The 20,037-nt window shown below is 74.0% G+C and carries 19 protein-coding genes and 1 pseudogene; 6 read left to right on the top strand and 14 right to left on the bottom strand.

Annotation, left to right across the window (positions count from 1 at the left end):
• The first annotated feature begins 18 nt into the window (after positions 1–18).
• Entirely contained in the window at positions 19–582 is a 564-nt protein-coding gene (locus NP048_RS18115; protein WP_227576712.1) for a class I SAM-dependent methyltransferase, read from the top strand.
• Here NP048_RS18115 and NP048_RS18110 read toward each other — a convergent pair.
• The 12 genes and pseudogenes from NP048_RS18110 to NP048_RS18055 all read right to left on the bottom strand — a co-directional run bounded on the left by NP048_RS18110 (position 572) and on the right by NP048_RS18055 (position 10,833).
• A complete protein-coding gene (locus NP048_RS18110) occupies positions 572–1,813 on the bottom strand; it encodes an alpha-amylase family protein (RefSeq protein ID WP_227576711.1) in 1,242 nt (413 codons plus the stop codon). The two genes, NP048_RS18115 and NP048_RS18110, sit on opposite strands and share 11 nt — an antisense overlap.
• Before the next feature lie 67 nt (positions 1,814–1,880).
• Complete coding sequence (locus NP048_RS18105) at positions 1,881–2,720, bottom strand: class II glutamine amidotransferase (RefSeq protein WP_227576710.1); 840 nt, start codon at positions 2,718–2,720, stop codon at positions 1,881–1,883.
• Positions 2,721–2,806: 86 nt separating this feature from the next.
• On the bottom strand, positions 2,807–3,943 hold the full coding sequence (locus NP048_RS18100) for a 6-phosphofructokinase (protein ID WP_227576709.1): 1,137 nt from the start codon (positions 3,941–3,943) through the stop codon (positions 2,807–2,809).
• Positions 3,944–4,113: 170 nt separating this feature from the next.
• Positions 4,114–4,254 (bottom strand): annotated as a pseudogene (locus tag NP048_RS18095) (YnfA family protein); the annotation flags it as partial.
• A gap of 123 nt (positions 4,255–4,377) precedes the next feature.
• Entirely contained in the window at positions 4,378–5,109 is a 732-nt protein-coding gene (locus NP048_RS18090) for a hypothetical protein (protein WP_227576708.1), read from the bottom strand.
• 117 nt (positions 5,110–5,226) lie between these two features.
• Entirely contained in the window at positions 5,227–5,967 is a 741-nt protein-coding gene (locus NP048_RS18085; RefSeq protein WP_227576707.1) for a hypothetical protein, read from the bottom strand.
• A gap of 109 nt (positions 5,968–6,076) precedes the next feature.
• On the bottom strand, positions 6,077–6,742 hold the full coding sequence (locus NP048_RS18080) for a response regulator transcription factor (protein WP_227576706.1): 666 nt from the start codon (positions 6,740–6,742) through the stop codon (positions 6,077–6,079).
• Positions 6,739–7,950 (bottom strand): sensor histidine kinase, encoded by a 1,212-nt coding sequence (locus tag NP048_RS18075; RefSeq protein ID WP_227576705.1) that lies wholly within the window; start codon positions 7,948–7,950, stop codon positions 6,739–6,741. Before NP048_RS18075 ends, NP048_RS18080 begins: the two co-directional genes overlap by 4 nt.
• Before the next feature lie 58 nt (positions 7,951–8,008).
• On the bottom strand, positions 8,009–8,650 hold the full coding sequence (locus NP048_RS18070) for a sortase family protein (RefSeq protein WP_227576704.1): 642 nt from the start codon (positions 8,648–8,650) through the stop codon (positions 8,009–8,011).
• Positions 8,634–9,218, bottom strand: a complete 585-nt coding sequence (locus tag NP048_RS18065) for a signal peptidase I (protein ID WP_227576703.1) — start codon at positions 9,216–9,218, stop codon at positions 8,634–8,636. The genes NP048_RS18070 and NP048_RS18065 overlap by 17 nt, the downstream gene beginning before the upstream one ends.
• The gene (locus NP048_RS18060) at positions 9,215–10,117 is read right to left on the bottom strand and encodes a hypothetical protein (protein WP_227576702.1); all 903 of its coding nucleotides are present in this window, start codon (positions 10,115–10,117) and stop codon (positions 9,215–9,217) included. The genes NP048_RS18065 and NP048_RS18060 overlap by 4 nt, the downstream gene beginning before the upstream one ends.
• Positions 10,118–10,236: 119 nt before the next feature.
• Entirely contained in the window at positions 10,237–10,833 is a 597-nt protein-coding gene (locus NP048_RS18055) for an alternate-type signal peptide domain-containing protein (protein ID WP_227576701.1), read from the bottom strand.
• 270 nt (positions 10,834–11,103) lie between these two features.
• On the opposite strand from NP048_RS18055, the gene NP048_RS18050 reads away from it, so the two are divergent.
• Positions 11,104–11,751: an SRPBCC family protein gene (locus tag NP048_RS18050; RefSeq protein ID WP_227576700.1), complete on the top strand. Its 648-nt coding sequence runs from the start codon at positions 11,104–11,106 to the stop codon at positions 11,749–11,751.
• Positions 11,748–12,137, top strand: a complete 390-nt coding sequence (locus tag NP048_RS18045) for an ArsR/SmtB family transcription factor (RefSeq protein WP_227576699.1) — start codon at positions 11,748–11,750, stop codon at positions 12,135–12,137. The genes NP048_RS18050 and NP048_RS18045 overlap by 4 nt, the downstream gene beginning before the upstream one ends.
• A 7-nt stretch (positions 12,138–12,144) precedes the next feature.
• Here the strand turns inward: NP048_RS18045 and NP048_RS18040 are convergent, their stop codons facing one another.
• Together NP048_RS18040 and NP048_RS18035 are read right to left on the bottom strand one after the other, a co-directional pair.
• On the bottom strand, positions 12,145–12,645 hold the full coding sequence (locus NP048_RS18040; protein WP_227576698.1) for a DUF3995 domain-containing protein: 501 nt from the start codon (positions 12,643–12,645) through the stop codon (positions 12,145–12,147).
• A 9-nt stretch (positions 12,646–12,654) separates the two neighbouring features.
• Positions 12,655–13,707 carry a serine hydrolase domain-containing protein gene (locus NP048_RS18035; protein ID WP_227576697.1) on the bottom strand — a complete coding sequence of 351 codons (1,053 nt, stop codon included), beginning with the start codon at positions 13,705–13,707 and terminating at the stop codon, positions 12,655–12,657.
• A 101-nt stretch (positions 13,708–13,808) separates the two neighbouring features.
• Here NP048_RS18035 and NP048_RS18030 point away from each other — a divergent pair, with 101 nt between their 5' ends.
• From NP048_RS18030 to NP048_RS18020, 3 genes are all read left to right on the top strand, one after another.
• Complete coding sequence (locus tag NP048_RS18030; protein WP_227576696.1) at positions 13,809–14,771, top strand: EamA family transporter; 963 nt, start codon at positions 13,809–13,811, stop codon at positions 14,769–14,771.
• A gap of 160 nt (positions 14,772–14,931) precedes the next feature.
• Positions 14,932–16,197 (top strand): MFS transporter, encoded by a 1,266-nt coding sequence (locus tag NP048_RS18025; RefSeq protein WP_284439710.1) that lies wholly within the window; start codon positions 14,932–14,934, stop codon positions 16,195–16,197.
• 52 nt (positions 16,198–16,249) lie between these two features.
• Positions 16,250–20,008 carry a nitrate reductase subunit alpha gene (locus tag NP048_RS18020; RefSeq protein ID WP_227576695.1) on the top strand — a complete coding sequence of 1,253 codons (3,759 nt, stop codon included), beginning with the start codon at positions 16,250–16,252 and terminating at the stop codon, positions 20,006–20,008.
• Positions 20,009–20,037 lie beyond the last annotated feature (29 nt).

Here is a 20,037-nt window from a genome sequence, read left to right as displayed (position 1 = left end):
GTATCGGAGGGGGCACTCATGGTCGACTACACGATGCCGGGCGCGTACCAGCGCAGCACCGGCACGTTCTTCACCGTCCTGCAGCGGCGGGCGGCGGCGCACGCGTCGGCGGCGGCACCGCAGGGCGGCCGCGTCCTCGACGTCGGCTGCGGGCCGGGCATGCTCGTGCGGACGCTCGCTCGCCGACGTCCCGACCTGCGCGTCGACGGCGTGGACGTCACGCCGCAGATGGTCGAGCACGCCCGCGCCCTCCTCGCGCGCGCCGGCCTGGCGGACCGCACGCACGTCGTCGCCGGGGACGCCGCGGCCCTGCCCTACCCGGACGCGTCGTTCGACGCCATCACCTCGACCATGAGCTTCCACCACTGGTCCCCGCTGGGCGTCGCCGTCCGGGAGGTGCTGCGCGTGCTGCGCCCCACGGGCACGGCGTACCTCTACGACGTGGGCGTGGCCCCGTTCGACGGCGTGCGCGCGGCCGTCGCGGGTGTGCCGGGCTGGACCTGCGAGCGGGTCCTCGTGCGGGGGATCGTGCTGCCGTCCGTGCTGTACCGGGGGGTGCGGCTGCGGCGCGTCACGTCGTGAAGAGCACCTGCCCGTCAGCGTCGCGGACGACGGCCCGCGGCTCGTCCGTCACGTCCAGCTCGACGTGCAGCCGGTGGGCACCGTCCGCGGACGTCGACGTGAACCGGTAGCGGGTGTTCGTCAGCTCGTCCGCGGTGGTCCGGGCGGCGTGCAGCCACGGGTGCTGGCGGCGCAGCGCGATCAGCGCCTGGTGGACGTGCAGGACCTGCCGCTCGTCGTCCCCGAGGTCGTCGGGGGAGGCGGGCAGCGCGGGCCGCACGGCGTCGTCGCCGCCCTCGCGCTCCTCCTTGGGCGCGGTCCAGCCGAGCTCGTCGCCGTAGTAGACCGACGGGACGCCGGCCACCGTCATGAGCACGACCAGCGCGAGCACGGCGGCGCGCGGCCCCACCTGCGTCGCGATGCGTGTGACGTCGTGGTTGCCGACGAACGTCTGCGGGACGAACGTCGCGAGCAGGTCGTCGTGCCGACGCAGCGCGTGGTCCAGCTCCCAGAAGTTGCGGTCGACCAGGCTGCTCCACACGGCCTTCCACAGCTGGTACTGCGTGACCGAGTCCATGCCGGACGCGGCCACGACCTGCGCGTAGTCCCCGTGGATGACCTCGCCGACGACCCACGCGTCGGGGTGCCGCTCGCGCACCCTCGGCAGCACGCGGGCCCAGAACTCCGGCGGTACGGCGTACGCGGCGTCCAGGCGCCACCCGTCCGCGCCGCGGTCGAGCCAGTGGGTCATCACGTCGGCGACGTACGCGGCGACCTCGGGGCTCTCGTGGTTGAGGGCGACGAGCGCGCGGTGCCCCTCGAAGTCGGCCGTGCGCGGGCCGTCCGGGTGCTCCCAGTCGACGCGCAGCCAGCCGGCCCGCGGGCCGTCGGGTCCCTCGGCGAGCACCTGGGTGACCAGCGGGTGCTCGGCTCCGACGTGGTTGAACACGCCGTCGAGCAGCACGCGCAGCCCGCGCTCGTGCGCGGCGGCGAGCAGGGCGGCGAGGTCGTCGTCGTCCCCGAGACGCGGGTCGACCCGGAAGTGGTCCGTGGTGTCGTACCCGTGCGACGACGACGCGAACACCGGGCCGAGCAGCAGGCCGTTGGTGCCCAGGCGCTGCACGTGGTCGAGCCAGGGGAGCAGCTTGCGCAGGCGGTGGGGCTCGGGGGAGTCGTCCGGCGTGCGGATCGGTGCGCCGACCGCCCCGAGCGGGTACACGTGCCACCAGATCGCGTTCGCGGACCAGCTCACGGCACCTCCTGACGGGTCGACGGCCGACCCCCGAGGCTACCGGCGCGTCCCACCCGCCGATGCACGGTCAGGCCGTCGGTGCCCGCGGCACGAACGGCCGCAGCTCCTCGTCCATCCCCTCGACGACCAGGCACGACGCCTCCGGCACCTCGAGCCAGGCGCCGCGCAGGTCCTCGAGCGGCTCGGAGACGACCAGGCGGGTGTCGTCCGACAGGTGCTGGACCGCGAGGTTCTCCGGGTAGTGCGCCTTCAGGGCGGACACGTCGGCGTTGCGGAACAGCGTGCGCGAGCGCCCCTCCGAGGAGTAGCGGACCGCCCAGATCCGGTTGCCGTCCGTCGCGGCCAGCGTGCCCTGGAACGGGAACTCCACACCGTGGCGGCGCCCGGCCTGCTCGACCAGGCCCACGGCGGCGGCCATCGCTGCGGGCGGGTCGTCGGCGAGCCCGAACGTCAGCGCCAGGTGGAACACCGTCTCGGAGTCGGTCGTGCCGTCGATCTGCGGGAACAGGGACGGGTCCACCGCGAGCTGCAGGTCCCGCTTGATCGCGGGGAACCCGTCGACGGTCCCGTTGTGCATGAACAGCCACCGCTCGTGCCGGAACGGGTGGCAGTTGGTCTGCTGGACGGGGCTGCCGCCCGCCGCGCGCACGTGCGCGAACACCAGGTCGGACCGCACGTGCCGCGCCAGCTCCCGCAGGTTCCGGTCGTTCCACGCCGGCTCGATGCTGCGGAAGACGCCGGGCTCCGGCACGTGACCGTCGTACCACCCGACGCCGAAGCCGTCCGCGTTGGTCGGCTCCGCCCCCAGGTGGCTGTGCAGGCTCTGCAGGACCAGCGAGTTGGTCGGCCGGTAGAGCAGGTCGTCGAGCGTCACCGGCTCCCCGGAGTACGCCAGCCACCGGCACATGTCGTCCCCCCGTCGTCCGCACCCGCGTCGCGGGCCCACGCCCACCTTGCGCCGGACGGTCGGGGTGCGCCAGACGAGGGGCCCCCTCAGTCGCCCAGGCCCGTGCCGACCTGACGCGCCGCCTGGATCCACGCGTGGTCCGGCGGGACGAGCTTGACCTTGCCCGCCACCTCGCTCAGCGGCACCGGCACGGCCTCGTCGCCGCGGGCGGCGACCATCACGCCGAACTCGCCGCGGTCGACGAGGTTGGCCGCAGCCGCCCCCAGGCGTGTCGCGAGCAGCCGGTCCGCCGCGCACGGCGTCCCGCCGCGCTGCACGTACCCGAGGATCGTCACGCGCGTCTCCAGGCCGGTGGCGGCCTCGAGCTCGCGCGCGAGCTTGAACGTGTGCTCGCGCTGGGCGTCCTCGACGTTGGCGAGGTGCTTCTTGGCCGCACGCCGCGCCTCGGGGGTCTTGGACGACTTCACGAGCAGCTGCGCCGCCTCGTAGTCGGCCGTGTCCTCGACGTCGCGAGCGCCCTCCGCGACGGCCACCACGGAGAACGACGAGCCGCGGGACGTGCGCCGCCGGATCGTGTCGGCGACCGCGTCGATCGTGTACGGGATCTCCGGGAGCAGGATGATGTCGGCGCCGCCGGCGATGCCCGCCGCGAGCGTCAGCCAGCCCGCCCGGTGGCCCATGATCTCCGTGAGGATGATCCGGTGGTGGCTGTGCGCCGTGGAGTGCACCCGGTCCACGGCCTCGGTCGCGATCTCGGTGGCCGTCGCGAACCCGAACGTCGTGTCCGTCTCCGCGATGTCGTTGTCGATCGTCTTGGGCAGGTGGATGACGTTCAGCCCTGCGTCGACCAGGCGCATCGCGTTCTTGGCCGTCCCGCCGCCACCCAGCATGACCAGGGCGTCGAGCCCCAGCTCGCGGTAGTTCTCGGCCACCACCGGCACCATGTCCTGCGGCTCGCCGCCGTCGACCGAGTAGCGGTGCACCTTGTCGCGGCTCGTGCCGAGGATCGTCCCGCCGATCGTCAGGATCCCCGACAGGGCCTTGCCGTCGAGCTCGACGTAGCGGTTCTCGACCAGGCCGGTGACGCCGTCGCGGAATCCGAACAGCTCCATGCCGTGGTGCGCGATCGCCGTCTTGCCGAAGCCCCGGATGGCGGCGTTCAGGCCAGGGCTGTCGCCGCCCGCCGTGAGGATCCCGACCCGCTTCGCCCTGGTCCGTGTCATGCCGCCTCCGGTGCCCGTGACCGGCGGGAGCCGACCGTGTGGGCGCAAGTCTCCAGGGCGCAGGGGCGGGACACAACGTGACGAGCGTCCCGGGTGCGAGCGACGCTGCAGGTCGTGGGCCTGGAACCGGCCGGACGACGCTCAGGCGGTCGGCTCAGGCGGCGCGCGGCGCGCGGCGCGTACATGATGACCGCGACGCCGACGAGGCACACGAGCGCACCCGTCACGTCCCACCGGTCCGGCCGGAACCCGTCGACGACCATGCCCCACAGCAGCGACCCGGCGACGAACACCCCGCCGTACGCGGCCAGGGATGGCGCCGGAGCACGGACGTCGCAGCGCCCTGCGGCCGGAAAGTGGTCAGATCTGCACCCGTGCGAGCACTGTCGCGCCCTCGGATGTGACCACTTTTGGTCCCTCGGCGACGGTGGGGCTCACCGGCGGCGGGTGCGGGCCCGGTACGCCTCGCCGCGGGGGCTCAGGGCGTAGCCGACGTCGAAGCTCTGCGTCAGGCCCAGGGCCTTGAACTTGCGGACGTCGAGCTTGAACGGGTCGCGCTCGCGGCCCAGCTCGGCGGCCAGGTCGGGGGCGCGGACGTGCGGGCGGCGGCGGATGACGTCGAGCGTGGCCGCCGTCCACGGGCCGTGGCTGGATGCGCCGTCGAGCCGGTCGAGGCGCGCGTCGATCGCGGCGACGTCGGCGTCGGTCAGGTCGGTGTCGTCGCGCAGCGCCACGCGGGGGTCCGGCCCGGCCCACGCGAGCCCGACGCGGTACACGGGCCAGCCGGTCACGTCCGCCGCCGTCGTGTCGGCTGCCGTCGTGCCGGTCGCCGTCACGTCCGCCGCCGTCGTGTCGGCTGCCGTCGTGCCGGTCGCCGCGGCGTCGGCGACGGGCGTGCGGCCGTACCGCCCGGTGCGGCGCCGCTGCGCGACGGCCTCCGGGTCGAGCAGGCGCAGCAGTGCCGCCGCGTCCGGGAGCCCGGCGGCGTGCGCGTCGGCGTCCGTGAGCGTCCCGGGGTCGACGACGTCGACGGACGTGACCTCGACGACGCCCGCCGGTGTGCGGAACCGGCTGCCGGGGCGCACGTCGGGGCGCTGCCAGCGGCGGAACGCGAGCGTCACCGAGCCGTCGGCGACATCCGCGGCGACCTTCGGCGGCAGGAGCACCTACCCAGCGTGCCGGGTGCGGGGCGACGGGTCGAGGGGGCGGCGGGTAGCCCCGTCCGGTACCGGACGCGGTACCGGACGCCTCCGACCCGTGGCGGGCGCCGCGTCAGCGCGTCGTCAGCCCGTCGGCTCGCCCCGGCGCCGGTCGGCCACCGCCCAGGCGAGGGCCAGCGCCCCGGCGGCGAGGACCAGCCAGGGCCCGGCCGTGCGGGCCAGGCCACCGGTCTGCGCGAGCGGGCCCCTGACGTCGCCCTGCGTGAGGACGTCGCTCCGCTCCGAGGCGTCCGTGAGGTCGGCGCGCAGCCCGAAGCTGAACGTCTCCTCGCCGACCACGGCCGCGTTCCCGCTCGTGCTCGCCGTGGCGAACGTCAGCCGGACGGGGACCACGGCGGACGCGCCCGGTGCGAGCAGCTCGGTGTGGATCGCGGTGTCCCGCCCGGCGAGGCGGGAGGCGGGGATGCCGTTGACCGTGAGGTCGTCGTAGAAGTCGTCCCGGGGCTCCGTGTGCATCCGGGCCTCGACGACCGACACGACGAGCTCGGCGGGCACGGAGCCGTCGTTGCGCACGACCCACTCGCGGGTCTCGTCGAAGCCCGGGGCGATGGTCCGGGTGCCGAACAGCGACCCGGAGCTGGTCTGCTGCTGCTGGTCGGTCGTCACGCCCGCCGTCGGGTCGGGCTGGGGGATGGCGGGCGCGCTCCCTGACGTGTCCTGGTCCGGGGCTGGCGTCGTCGGCGTCGCCGTCGGCAGTGTCGCCGGCAGCACGCCCGGTGGGATGTCGTCCCGGGCGCACCCCACCGGGACGGTGAGCACGAGCGCAGCCACGGCCGTCGCGGCCAGGGCTCGACGCCTGTTCATGCTCCGCGCCTCCTCGGACTCCTGCGGGCACGCCCGCGGACGTGTCCCCCCACGGTCGCGCGTCGGGGGCGTGCTGCCGGACCGGCGCTAGGGAAAACCCGACCGCCGGTCAGGGCTCCGGGCGCACGGACTGCTGCAGGAAGGCCAGCACCGCGGCGACGCGGTTGTTCGCCCCGGGCGGCAGGTCGAGCAGCTTGTAGATGTGGCTCAGGTGCGCCTCGACCGCCTTCGGTGAGATGTCGAGCGCCTGCGCGACGGTGTCGTTGCTCTGGCCCTGCGCGACGAGCTGCAGCACGCGGAACTGCGCGGCGGACAGCCGTGCCAGCGGCGTGTCCACCATCGCGACGGACCGGTCGACCAGCGCGGGGTCGATCACGACCTGCCCGCGCGCGACGGCCGCGAGAACCCGCACCAGCTCTCCCGGCTGGGCGGACGAGCGCTTCGACAGGTAGCTCCACGGCGTGGGTGCGTCCGCGCTGATCGAGCGCACCAGCGCGAGCATGTTGTAGTTGGAGATGAGCAGGATCCGCAGCCGCGGGTCCCGCTGCTGCAGCGACCGGCCCAGGGCGATCCCGTTGCCGTCGCCGAGGTCGATGTCGAGCACCGCGACGTCCACCTCGCCCGGACGCACCTCCCGCAGCGCCTCCTCGTGCCCGGCCGCGGTGGCCACGACGTCGATGCCCGGCTGCCCGGCCAGGAGCGCCTGGAGGAGGCCGCGCAGCATCGCCTCGTCCTCCACGACGGCCACGCGCAGCGGGCGGCCGCCGGTGCTCATGCCGTCCTCCCGTCGTCGACCCGGACCGCGAGCGGCAGGCTCGCCGTCAGCCGCACCCCCCCGCGGGGTCCGGGCAGGAGCGTGAGGTCGCCGTCCCGCGCGAGCATCCGTGCTCGCAGCGCGGCCAGGCCAGAGAGGGGGGGCGGGTCGTCGGGCAGGCCGGACCCGTCGTCGTCGACGCGGACCCGGGCGGCGCCGGGTTCGTGCGGCCCAGCGTCGCCGTCCGTGCCCAGGGTGACCCAGATGTTCTCGGCGTCCCCGTGGCGCACGGCGTTGGCGATGCCCTCCTCGATGATCAGGTACAGCAGCATGCGGTCCGTTGCCGGCAGGCGCTGCCCGACGTACAGCTGCTCGGCGCCGGGGTCGTACGTCACGTGCAGGTGGACCGACGGTGGCAGGCGGTCGGCGGCGAGCAGGAGCGCCGACGGCAGGTCGACGTCGGCCGCCAGCGGGTAGAGCTGGTGCGCGACGGCACGCACCTCGGACTCGCGGATGTCGTCCAGGGTCCCCGACAGCTCCGTCAGGGACCGGGCCAGGTCCGCCTCGCCGGCGCGCGCGAGCTCGTCGCGGATCTCCTCGATCTCGCGGTTGACCAGGATCATGCGCTGCTGCAGCCCGCCGTGCAGCCGGTGCGAGACCTCGCGCCGAACCCGCAGCTCCTCCTGCTCGAGCTGCCGGCGGGCGCGCTCGGCTCGCAGCGCCTCGCGGATCCGCAGACGCTCCTCGGCGCGGATCCGACGTCGGGTGCCGACGACGTACATCGCGGCGCCGATGATGACGGCAGCCTGGCTCGACCCCACGACGGCCTCGGCCACCCCGAACACCCGTGGCACGCCGTCGGGCAGCGCGAGGGCCACGGCACCGATGCGGGCCAGGCCGATCATCGCGCCGAGCGCCACGGCCAGCACGACCCGCTGCCACACCGGCCGGCGCAGCACCGGCACCCGCTGCAGGACGGCCCCGGCGACGGCACCGGCCAGCGTCATGGCACCGAAGGCCAGGCCCAGGATCGGCAGCGAGGTCCTCTCGTCGGGACGCACCGCTTCGCCGCGTCCGAGCGACGTGATGTCGTCGATCGTCCAGGGCAGGACGTCCACGGCGGAGCTCACGGCGAGCATCGTGATGCCCAGCACGACGAGCCGGGCGAGCAGGCCCCGCTCGTCCGCGTCCGTGGCACCACGATCGACCTGCGGCGGGTGGTCGGTCACGCCTCATCGTGGCACCGGGGCCGTGCGGCGGCGCGGCGTGCCCCGGGGCGGCTTGCGCTCAGGCCCGGACGGCGTGCAGCACCAGGTTCTCGGCGGCGTGCCCGGTCGCGTCGCTGCGCTGCAGGCACGTGATGACGACGAGCCGGTCGCCGCCGTCGGGCAGGGCTCCCCAGATGTCCTGGGACCGCGCGGCCTGCGCCTTGGCGAGCACCTCCGTGCGCTCGACGCGGTACGTCACGCCGTCGACGACGAGCTCGGCCCCCGGCTGCACGAGCACGGCCGGGTCGGGCGAGCCCGGCTCGAAGAACGCGTTGCCGGGTGCGCGCCCGGCGCGCACGGCGTGCAGCGCCACGACCAGCGGCCGGGTGCCCTGCGGCGTCACGCGGTCCGGGTCGCGCAGCACGAACGCGTCGGTGAACGTGGGCGGGTTGAGCGTCCCGCCGGTGACCGTCATCTCGACGAGGGGCACGTCGAGGCCGTGCGCGGGTACGACGAAGCGGCCGCCGGTGCTGCGCAGGTCGGCGCCCGCGGCGTCCGGCGTCTCCTCGACGACGACGGGTCGCCCGTCGAGGTCGGGCAGCGTCGCCGTGCTGCCGCCGGTCGTCAGGCCCATGACCAGCAGCACGGCGGCTGCCACGAGGGCCGCCGTCGCGACCGTCGTCCGCACCGCGTGCCACACCCGCCTACGGGCGGGCGGCACCGGGTACCTCATCGCGGTCGCGGCGCGGGAGGGCGAACGTGACGACGCCGTACACGACGAGCCCGACGCCCACCGCGGTCGCGACGTACGGGCCCCACGTCCCGTGCGTGACGTGACCGACCAGCGGCACGGTGTACACGACCCGGCCCATGACCTGCTCGGGGACGACCGGCTCGTCGGGGTGCTCGTTGGCGTCGCCCTGGGTGACGAAGCCCGCGATCCCGTCGCTGCCGTGCGTGACGCCGATGATGCGGTGGGTGACCAGGGTGGGGTCGTCCGACACGGGCTGGACGGTGACGACGTCCCCGATGCGCAGGTCGGCCGGGTCGGTCGGCCGCACCACCACGAGGTCGCCGGCGGAGATGGTCGGTTCCATCGAGCCGGAGAGCACCGTCAGCGGCACCGCGCCGATCAGGCGGGGAACCACCGTGACGACAGCCGCGAGGAGGAGGAGCACGACCATCGCCGCGGTGAGGAGCACCGAGCCGACGTCCCGCGCACCGCGCGGGGCGTCGACCGGGGCGGTGCCGGCGGTGGGGACGGCCGCCGGTACCTGGTCCGTGGTCATGGGCTCGCCTCGAGGTCCTCGTCGCGCGTGGTGGCGACGTCGTCGGACGTGGGGTCGGGGCTGCTGGTCGGGTCGGGGACCGGGGCGGGGGTGGCCTGGTCGTCCTCGGGCTGCGACCACTCGGGCGGGGCCGTGGGAGCGGGCGGATCGCAACCCTCTACGCCTGCGCCGCCATTGCAGAGGGCGGGCAGCTTGTAGTCCATCTTGAACAGCGCGGGCTCGGTGAGGGGTGTGTCCTCGTCGGGCCCGGGGTTGTAGAGGCGAGCGAAACCGCTGCCGTCCCAGATCTCGAAGCGCTTGTCCGAGTAGTAGTTCTCCACTTTGAAACGGATGTCGACCTCGATTTCGTTCACGCCCTCAGGGACCTCCGAAAACTGCACTCCTTTGCCCCAGTTGGGGTGCTCGCCGCGGTGAAAGTAGTGCAGCGACCGGCTGGTGCCGCCCGGGATATCCGCCTCGCCTAAACTGAAATCGCGTTCTGACTTCCCGATGACTTCACCCTCACTATTGAACTGTGGCACCCAGTACTTGTTGCCCTGGTCGCCATTGATGCTCGGCGAACCCTCGGACACCATCCGCCCCCATCCGTGGCCCATCTCCAGGACGAGCGGCAGCGGGTACTGGTTCAGGTTGATCTTGAGGGTGTAATCGAACGTCAGGGCTGAGCCCGACGGAAGATGCACGCGGTCGGGATACTTATTCGGATCGACGATCTCGATCGGTGGCTCGTCGGGCGTCGGCTCGGACGTCGGTCCGGCGACGATGGTCACGCCGGGGATCGTGACCTGGTCCTGCCACAGGGCGGTAGTCGCGCCGACCGGCGCGGTCATCACGCCGACACCCAGGACGGCGGCCAGTGTGGCGGCCACTGCGGTCGCCATCCTGCGCGTGCGGGACATGTCGTCTCCTGTGAGGTCGAGGTCGAGGTCGGGTCATGCGGTCTCGCCTCCGGACCGCTCTGGTCGAGCGGTCCGGAGGCGAGGGTGCGGCACAGGGGGTCAGCCCTGGGCGCGCGTCGTCAGCTCTGGGCCTGGGACGGCGGGAGCTGCTTGAGGGTCACGGTGAAGTTCTCAGGGCTCCACGACTCGCCCGTGAGGTCGGCCCCGTCGAAGTCCCCGGCCTCGTCGACGTCCCCGTCCTGGTCCGCCAGGCGGATGCTCACCGTCAGGGTCTCGTTGGCGCCGACAGTCGCGGGAGTGAGCACGACCGAGGGGGAGCCGGGGCTCTCAGCCGAGGTGGCCGCGGTCAGGACGTCGTCACCGACCTTCCACTCCACGTTGAGCCACGTCGGGACCGGTTCGCCGGTCTTCGTGGTGAGTTCAGCCTTCAGGTACTCACCCTTGAGCTCCGGGGTGATCGTCGTGGTGCCGACGAGCTTGACACCCGCCACGAGATCGATCTTGTTGTCCTCGTCGGCGATGAATGCGTTGGTGTCGATGTTGTACGCCTTCCACTCGACGCCGGGCTGCTCCGCCGTCAGCGCGAGCTTCCCGCCCGTCACGACGGCGCCGGGAACGGTCTCCGTGTCGCTCCACAGCGCGAAGGTGCCCGCCGTGCCGAGCAGGATCACCGCACCGGCGCCACCCGCGACGAGGGCCTTGGTCCTCTTGTTCATGGGTTGTTCCCTCCTCATACCGGCGGGACCGTCCCCGCCCGGGTCGGCGGGAGACGGTCCCGCCCGCCGCGCCCTGGTGAGGGCGTCAGCATCGAGGGTGCGACGCCGGGCGGGCGCGAGGGGGTGCCTGCTAGGGAAAACCCGAGCGGTGGTGCGGCGCGACGTGCCGCTGTGCGACGAGCGGCGTCGGGGCCTGGACGGCGGCGCCCGACGGAGCTACCGTATAAGTACCAACTTATGTACCTGCGCCGCGGGGCGGACGGGAGAGCCATGACCGGCATCGACGCACTGGAGCAGGCGGGCCTGGTCGCGCGGGAGCTGCACCGCGGCGAGCGCGGGGGCGCCCCCACGAAGATCGCGGTCGCCCGCCGCCTCTACCGCGCCGCCCCGGGCGACGTGTGGGACGCGCTCACCGACCCGCAGCGGCTGCCGCGCTGGTTTGCGCCGGTCACCGGCGACCTGCGCGAGGGCGGCCGCTACCAGGTGGAGGGCAACGCCGGCGGCGTCGTCGAGGAGTGCCGGCAGCCCGAGCGGTTCGCGCTCACGTGGGAGATGGGGGACCAGGTCAGCTGGGTCGAGGTCCTGCTCGCCCCGGCCGACGGCGGCACCGAGCTGACGCTGCGGCACGAGGCGCACGTCGACCCGCAGTTCTGGGAGCAGTTCGGCCCCGGGGCGGTGGGTGTCGGGTGGGACCTCGCGCTGTGGGGGCTGGCCGCGCACCTGGCCACGGGCGGGGCGATCGCGCAGGAGGTGGGCCAGGAGTGGCCGACGACACCCGAGGGGCAGGCGTTCGTCGCGCGTGCCACCTCCGGGTGGGCACAGGCCGACGCCGCCGACGGACGCGAACCCGCCTCCGCCGAGGCGGCCGGGCAGCGGACCTTCGCGTTCTACACGGGCACGGCGGCACCCGAGGCGTGAGCACGCCACACGTCGACCTCGTCCTGGCCGCGCTCGCGGAACCCGTGCGCCGCCGGCTCCTCGAGCACCTCGCCGGCACCGAGCGTGCCGCTGGTGAGCTCGTCGCCGCGGCGCACGACGAGTTCGGCATCTCGCAGCCCGCGACGTCCCAGCACCTGCGGGTCCTGCGCGAGGCCGGTGTGGTCGCGGTGCGTGCCGACGGGCCGCGGCGGCTCTACCGGGTCGAGCCGCGGACGCTGAGCGTCGTCGAGGACTGGCTCGCCGCGTTCCTCGACCCGTTCGCGCAGCCGCTCGACGCGCTGGAGACCGAGCTGGCGCGCGGCCGGCGGGAGCTGCGGCGCCGGGACCCGTCCGCCGGGCAGGTGCCCGAGCAGTCGGCGTCGTGAGTCCTCGTCAGGCCGGGCGCAGGCGCTGGCTGCGCAGCGTCGCCCCGGCCAGCAGCAGTCCCCACACCAGGAACCAGGGCTCCCACAGCAGCAGGCGCCACCGCAGCGCCCGGTCCGACAGCACCTCGTCGGGGACGACGAGACCCGCGGCGACGAGCGCGAGCGTCGTCACCTGCAGCGTCCCGTAGAGCACGAGCACCGCGGACCCGGACCAACCGAGCACCAACAGAGGGCGGCGCGGCAGCCGCTCACCCCACGGCTGCACCAGCGCGAGGGCCAGGACCCCGCCCAGGATCTTCAGCACGAGCGCAACCGCGTTCGCCGCGAGCAGCCCCGGGTGGCGTTCCCGTCCCAGCCGCTCGATCGACCCGCCCAGGGTGTCCAGGCCGGCGGTGCTGCCCGTCGCCCAGACCAGGCTCACCGCCGCGAACGCGAACGCCGCCACGACGGCGCCCCACGCCACCCAGGCCGGTGGCACCCAGGCCTGCGTCCCACGCCGTCCGCGCACCGCGTCACCTCACCCCGTCAGGGACTCCCGCAGCGCCCGCACCACCGGCCACGCCGCGTCGGCCGTCGTCGCCGCGACCGTCCACGTCAGGCCCGTCGCCGGCTGCTGCGTCGACCAGAACGACACCCCCGTGTCCATGCCCTCCAGCGTGACGGCGTCGTCGTCGCGGAGCCACAGCCCCAGGCCGTACCCGTCGCCCGCGTCGCCACCCTCGGGTGCGCGCCGCATGCGCGCGACCAGCTCGTCCGGCACGATCCGCCCGCCCAGCAGCGCGCCCCAGAACCGCTCCATGTCGAGGGTCGTCGTGTACGCGCCGCCGTCCCCGCCGCCGACGACCGGCAGGTGGTGCACGTTGCTGCGCCACTGCCCGTCGACGCGCACGTACCCCACCGCGGCGTCGCCCGGCAGCGCGTCGGAGCGCGGGTAGCCCGTGGACGTCATGCCGGCCGGCTCCAGCACGCGCGTGCGCACGAGCTCGTGGAACGGCACGCCCGCCGCCCGCTGCGCCAGGACCGACAGCACCACGAAGCCGCCGTTGCAGTACGCGAAGCCGCTGCCGGGCGCGAAGGCCTGCGGGTGCCCGTCGAGGACCGGCAGGTAGTCCTCCGGGTCGACCAGGGCGTGCACCGGCACGGGCATGAGGTAGTCGCTGACGTCGGCGTCGTCGTCCAGGTACTCCCCGATGCCCGACCGGTGGCTCAGCAGGTGCTCGACCGTGACGTCGTCGTCGACGAGCGGCAGGTCGTCGCGCAGCAGCGAGCGGGCCGTCGTGGTCAGGTCGAGCGTCCCGTCGGCGACGAGCGACAGGACCACCAGCGCGGTGAACCCCTTGCAGCCGCTCGCCGTCGCGAACCGGTGCCGGGGCGTCATCGCCAGTCCGTGCCGACGGTCGGCCAGGCCCCAGGCGGCGTCGAGCAGCACCTCGCCCGTCCCGGACCCGGGCAGCACGCCGGGAGCGTCCCGCGTCACCCGCGCGACGACGCCGACGTGCTCGTCCGCCTCGGCCGTGACCGTCGCGACCGCCTCGTCGGTGACCTTCCGGAGCGTGTCGTCGTCACCCATGCCTGCGACGCTACCCACGCCCGGCCGGGCGGCCCAGGGGATTGTCGGGCGCACCGCAGCTGAGGCAGGAGGCGCGAGCTGCGCGCGTGCGACCATCTGGCGTGCCCGCGATCCTCGCCGTCCTGCTCGCGGCCGTGTGCTTCGGCACGACCGGCACCGCGCAGGCGCTCGGGCCGTCGGCCGACCCGGTCGCGCTCGGTGCGGCACGCATCGCGGTCGGAGGGATCGCGCTGGCGCTGGTCGCAGCGCTCGTCGCGCGCGCCCGGCCTGGCGCGAACGTGACTGGATTGCACTCTCGCGGGCGGGGGTGGGGGTGGGGGGTTGCTGGATTGCACTCTCGCGCCCGGGGGGCGGGGTGGGGGGTGGTCGTGGGGGCGCTGGGGGTGCTCGCGTACCAGCCGGCGTTCTTCCTCGGGACGGCGCGCAACGGCGTCGCGGTCGGCACGGTCGTCGCGCTCGGCTCGGCACCCGTCCTGACGGGCCTGGCGACGTGGGCGCTGGGCCGCGGGCGCCCCGGGCGGTCGTGGCTGGTCGCCACCGGGCTGGCGACCACGGGCGTCGTCGTCCTGGGCCTGGCACCGGGCGACCCGGGCGCGGGGACCAGCGGCGGCCTCGACGTCGTCGGGGTGCTCGCGTCGCTGGGCGCGGGGGCGGCCTACGCGCTGTACACGCTTGCGGGCGCGGCCCTCATCGATGCGGGCTGGACGTCCACGACCGCCATGGGCGCGGTGTTCGGCGTCGCGGGCGTGCTCAGTCTGGGCGTGCTCGCCGTCGTCGGTACGGGCGGTCTGACGTCGCCCGCGGGGCTCGCGACGGTGCTGTGGCTGGGACTCGTCACGACGACCGCGGCCTACGTGCTGTTCGGGTACGGGCTCGCGCGGCTCGGGGCGCCGACGGTCGCGACGCTGACCCTCGCGGAGCCGCTGACCGCGACGGTGCTCGGGCTGGCGGTGCTCGGCGAGCGGTTGTCGGGCGGTGCCGTGGCAGGGCTGCTCGTGCTGGCGGTCGGTCTGGTCGTGCTCGCGGTCGGCGCCCGGCCGCGTCGGGCCGCGGCCGTGGTCTGACGGGCGCGGCACACACCCCTCCGGGGCTCACATCGGCCAGCGCGTGCACGCGTTCGACGGCGTCCCGCGCCCGGATCCTCCGCGGATGTCGCACTCGTGACGGCGGTGCTACTTTCGGCGGAGCGGGATGCAGACGATGCGGTCTGAGCGGGGGCGCCCAGTGATCCGACCTGACGACGCACGTGCGGGCACGGCATCGCACGCCCCGCCCCCCGCGCCCGCACCCACACCACCGGGCACCGCACCGACCGGCTCCACCCGCAACCTCGTGCTGGCGACGGTCGGCTTCTTCCTCAACTTCTGGGCGTGGGCGCTCATCAGCCCCCTGGGCTCGGCGTACCGCGACCAGCTGGACCTGACGGCCTTCCAGCAGTCGGCGCTCGTCGCGGTGCCGGTGATCGTGGGGTCGCTCGGGCGCATCCCGGTGGGCGCGCTCACGGACCGCGTCGGCGCGCGCGTCATGTTCCCGGCGGTCAGCATCCTGACGGTCCTGCCGGTGCTGTACGTCGGGTTCGTCGCGGAGAGCTTCGAGGCGCTGATCGTCGGCGGGTTCTTCCTGGGGCTGGGCGGCACGGCGTTCGCGATCGGCGTCCCGCTGGTCAACGCCTGGTACCCGCCGGCACGGCGCGGGACGGCGCTCGGGATCTTCGGCATCGGCATGGGCGGCACCGCGGTGTCGTCGTTCACGACCGTGCGGCTGGCGAACGCCGTGAGCCCCGAGGCGCCGTTCCTCATCGTCGCGGGCGTCCTGACGGTGTACGCGGTGGTCGCGGCGCTGCTGGTGCGCGACGCCCCCGGCCGTACCGCGGCGCGCGGCTCGTTCCTCGCGCGGACGTGGGCGACCGCGAAGCTGCCGGCCACCGGCCAGCTGTCGGTGCTGTACGCCCTCGGCTTCGGGGGGTTCGTCGCGTTCAGCGTGTACCTGCCGACGTACCTGGTCAACGCGTACGGCCTCGCGCAGGAGGACGCGGCGCTGCGCACGGCCGGGTTCGTGGTCCTGGCGGTGCTCATGCGGCCCGTCGGCGGCGGGCTGACCGACCGGTACGACGCGACCAGGGTCCTCGTCGTGTGCTTCGTGGGTGTCGCCGTGCTCGCGGCGGTCGCGGCGGTCGAGCTGCCGCTGATCCCGATCGGCACGATCGCGTTCCTCGGCCTCGCGGCCCTGCTGGGCGCGTCCTCGGGGGCGGTGTTCGGGCTGGTCGCGCTCCTGGCCCCGGCCGAGAAGGTCGGGGCCGTGACCGGGCTCGTCGGCGCCGCGGGCGGCCTGGGCGGGTTCGTGCCGCCGCTCGTCATGGGCGCGGTCTACGACAGGACCGGCGACTACACGATCGGCCTGGGCCTGCTGGCCGTCGTCGCGCTGCTCACCGCGTGGTTCACGCGCGGTCCCGTCCGCCGCTCCGCACGCGCGGGGCGCGCTCCCGCGTGACCTGCACGTCGCACGCCCCGCAGGACCCGACCACCCGGAAGGACCTCGCACCGTGACCCTGCAGAACGACCCGCCCCGGCTCGACGGCGACGTGACCCAGGCCCTGCTGCGGACGCGGCGGTTCTTCCAGAAGGCGGAGGTCTCGCAGGACCTGCGGACGCTGCACCAGATCGGCGGGCGCGACGCCGACACGTTCTACCGGGACCGGTGGAGCCACGACAAGGTCGTCCGCTCGACGCACGGCGTCAACTGCACGGGCTCGTGCTCGTGGAAGGTGTACGTCAAGGACGGCATCATCACGTGGGAGTCGCAGCAGACGGACTACCCGACGGTCGGCCCGGACTCCCCGGAGTACGAGCCGCGGGGCTGCCCGCGCGGCGCGGCGTTCAGCTGGTACACGTACTCGCCCACGCGCGTGCGCTACCCGTACGTGCGCGGCGTGCTGCTCGAGATGTACCGGGAGGCGCGGGCACGCCTGGGGGACCCGGTGCTCGCGTGGGCGGACGTCGTGGACGACCCGGCCAGGGCGCGGCGCTACAAGCGGGCCCGCGGCAAGGGCGGGCTGGTGCGCGCGACGTGGGACGAGGCGGTCGAGATGGTCGCCGCCGCGCAGGTCCACACCATCAAGCGGTACGGGCCGGACCGGGTCGCGGGGTTCTCGCCGATCCCCGCGATGTCGATGGTGTCGCACGGCGCCGGCGCGCGGTACCACGCGCTGATCGGTGCCCCGATGCTGTCGTTCTACGACTGGTACGCCGACCTGCCCGTCGCCTCCCCGCAGGTCTTCGGGGACCAGACGGACGTCCCGGAGTCGGGCGACTGGTGGGACGCGGGCTACCTCATCATGTGGGGCTCGAACCTGCCGGTGACGCGCACACCCGACGCGCACTGGATGGCGGAGGCGCGGTACCGCGGGCAGAAGGTCGTGGCGGTCAGCCCCGACTACGCGGACAACGTGAAGTTCGCCGACGAGTGGCTCGCGGTCGCGCCCGGTACGGACGGCGCCCTCGCGATGGCGATGGGGCACGTGACGCTCCGGGAGTTCTTCGTCGACCGGCAGGTGCCGTACTTCGCCGACTACGTCCGGCGGTACACGGACCTGCCGTTCCTGGTGCGTCTGGAGGAGCGCGACGGCCGGTACGTGCCGGGCAAGTTCCTCACGGCGGAGGACCTGCCGGGTGCGGAGGCGCTCAGCGACAACGCGGCGTTCAAGACGGTCCTGCTCGACGCGCGCACCGGGCGGCCGGTCGTCCCCGGCGGCACCCTGGGGCACCGGTACGGCGAGCAGGGCGTCGGGCACTGGAACCTCGACCTGGGGGACGTCGAGCCGCAGCTCAGCGCCGGCGGCGCGGTGATCGGCGAGGCCGGACGCGGCGAGTCGGTGCTGGTCGAGCTGCCGCGCTTCGACTCGCTCGACGGCACGGCCGGCGTCTCCCGGCGCGGCGTGCCGGTCCGGCGCGTCGGGGACCTGCTGGTGACGACCGTCCTGGACCTGTTGCTCGCGCAGTACGGCGTGGGGCGCGACGGCCTGCCGGGGGAGTGGCCGACGGGGTACGACGACGCGTCGCAGCCGGGGACGCCCGCGTGGCAGGAGCAGTTCACGGGTGTGCCGGCCGCCAAGGCGGAGCGGATCGGGCGGGAGTTCGCGGCCAACGCCGAGGAGTCCCGCGGCCGCTCGATGATCCTCATGGGCGCGGGCACCAACCACTGGTTCCACTCCGACACGATCTACCGCACGTTCCTCACGCTCACGACGCTCACGGGCTGCCAGGGCGTCAACGGCGGCGGCTGGGCGCACTACGTCGGCCAGGAGAAGGTCCGGCCCAGCACCGGGCAGCAGATGTACTCCACCGCGAACGACTGGGCGCGCCCGCCGCGCACCATGATCCAGACCGCCTACTGGTACCTGCACACCGACCAGTTCCGGTACGACCCGTTCAGCGCGGACACCCTGACGGCCGCCACCCCCGGCACGGGCGGCGCGTTCGCGGGGCTGACGACCGCCGACGTCATCGCGAAGTCCGCGCGCATGGGCTGGATGCCGTCGTACCCGACGTTCGACCGCAACCCCCTGGACCTCGCGGCGGACGCCGAGGCGGCAGGTCTGCCGGTGGGCGAGTACGTGCCGCGCGAGCTGACCGAGGGCCGCCTGCGGTTCGCTGCCGAGGACCCCGACGCCCCGGAGAACTTCCCGCGGGTCCTGACGGTGTGGCGGGCCAACCTGCTCGGCTCGTCGGGCAAGGGCAACGAGTACTTCCTGCACCACCTGCTGGGGACGGACTCGAACCTGCTGGCGACGCCGGCGCCGCCGGACGCCCGGCCCCGGGACGTCGTCTGGCACGACGAGGCGCCCGAGGGCAAGCTCGACATGCTCCTGTCCCTGGACTTCCGCATGACGAGCACGACCGTCTACTCCGACGTCGTGCTGCCCGCGGCCACCTGGTACGAGAAGCACGACATCAACACCACCGACATGCACCCGTTCGTGAACTCGTTCAGCCCGGCGATCGCGCCGCCGTGGCAGACGCGCACGGACTTCGAGATCTTCCACACCATCGCCCGCGAGTTCTCGCGCCAGTCGGTGACGCACCTCGGGGTCCGTCAGGACGTCGTCGCGGTGCCGCTGACGCACGACACCCCCGACGCGATGGCCAACCCGCACGGGCGGGTGCGGGACTGGAAGGCGGGCGAGTGCGACCCGGTCCCGGGCCGGACGATGCCCAAGCTCGCGGTCGTCGAGCGCGACTACCCGGCCGTCGCCGCGAAGCTCGCGACGCTCGGGCCGATCCCCGACACCCAGGGCCTGACGACCAAGGGCGTGACGTTCGACGTCACGGAGGAGGTCGACTACCTGCGGCGCAAGAACGGCGTCGCGCGCATCCCGGCCGGTGCGCCGGGCGCCGTCGCGGACGGCCGCCCGCTGCTGTCCCGCGACGTGCACGCGTGCGAGGCGATCCTCGCGCTGTCCGGCACGACCAACGGCCGGCTCGCCGTGCAGGGCTTCCACACCCTGGAGAAGCGCACGGGCACGCGGATGGCGGACCTGGCCGCCGAGCACGAGGGCAAGCAGGTCACGTTCGCCGACACGCAGGCCGCGCCGACGACCGTCATCACGTCGCCCGAGTGGTCCGGCACCGAGCACGGCGGGCGGCGGTACTCGCCGTTCACCGTCAACGTCGAGCGGCTCAAGCCGTGGCACACCCTGACGGGCCGGCAGCACTTCTACCTGGACCACGACTGGATGACCGAGCTGGGGGAGAGCCTGCCGGTGTTCCGGCCGCCGCTGAACATGCAGGCGCTGTTCGACGAGAACGCGGTGGGCGACGTCGGGGCGGTGGACGGTGCCGTGGGCCTCGGCGTGACGGTCCGCTACCTGACCCCGCACAACAAGTGGTCCATCCACTCCGAGTACCAGGACAACCTGTTCATGCTGTCGCTCTCGCGCGGCGGCCCGGGGATCTGGATGAGCGACCGCGACGCGGCCAAGGTCGGCATCCGCGACAACGACTGGGTCGAGGCCGTCAACCGCAACGGCGTGGTGGTGGCGCGCGCGATCGTGTCGCACCGCATGCCCGAGGGGACGGTGTACATGTACCACGCGCAGGACCGGCTGATCGACGTCCCGCGGTCCGAGAGGACCGGCAGGCGCGGCGGCATCCACAACTCCCTGACCAGGCTGCTCATCAAGCCGAGCCACCTCATCGGCGGGTACGCGCAGCTCGCGTACGCCTTCAACTACCTGGGTCCCACGGGCAACCAGCGCGACGAGGTCACGGTCGTCCGTCGCCGCTCGCAGGAGGTGGAGTACTGATGACCGAACGGCGACGTACGCAGCGAGGG

The sequence above is a fragment of the Cellulomonas xiejunii genome, assembly GCF_024508315.1.
In the GTDB taxonomy this organism is placed as follows: domain Bacteria; phylum Actinomycetota; class Actinomycetes; order Actinomycetales; family Cellulomonadaceae; genus Cellulomonas; species Cellulomonas xiejunii.
This window is presented reverse-complemented; position numbering and strand designations above follow the sequence as displayed.

Excerpts from the sequence above, each read along its gene's own strand:
- NP048_RS18115 (WP_227576712.1), top strand. The coding sequence starts at position 19 with ATGGTCGACTACACGATGCCGGGCGCGTACCAGCGCAGCACCGGCACG.
- NP048_RS18105 (WP_227576710.1), bottom strand. The coding sequence starts at position 2,720 with ATGTGCCGGTGGCTGGCGTACTCCGGGGAGCCGGTGACGCTCGACGAC.
- NP048_RS18100 (WP_227576709.1), bottom strand. The coding sequence starts at position 3,943 with ATGACACGGACCAGGGCGAAGCGGGTCGGGATCCTCACGGCGGGCGGC.
- NP048_RS18085 (WP_227576707.1), bottom strand. The coding sequence starts at position 5,967 with ATGAACAGGCGTCGAGCCCTGGCCGCGACGGCCGTGGCTGCGCTCGTG.
- NP048_RS18080 (WP_227576706.1), bottom strand. The coding sequence starts at position 6,742 with ATGAGCACCGGCGGCCGCCCGCTGCGCGTGGCCGTCGTGGAGGACGAG.
- NP048_RS18065 (WP_227576703.1), bottom strand. The coding sequence starts at position 9,218 with ATGACCACGGACCAGGTACCGGCGGCCGTCCCCACCGCCGGCACCGCC.
- NP048_RS18060 (WP_227576702.1), bottom strand. The coding sequence starts at position 10,117 with ATGTCCCGCACGCGCAGGATGGCGACCGCAGTGGCCGCCACACTGGCC.
- NP048_RS18055 (WP_227576701.1), bottom strand. The coding sequence starts at position 10,833 with ATGAACAAGAGGACCAAGGCCCTCGTCGCGGGTGGCGCCGGTGCGGTG.
- NP048_RS18050 (WP_227576700.1), top strand. The coding sequence starts at position 11,104 with ATGACCGGCATCGACGCACTGGAGCAGGCGGGCCTGGTCGCGCGGGAG.
- NP048_RS18035 (WP_227576697.1), bottom strand. The coding sequence starts at position 13,707 with ATGGGTGACGACGACACGCTCCGGAAGGTCACCGACGAGGCGGTCGCG.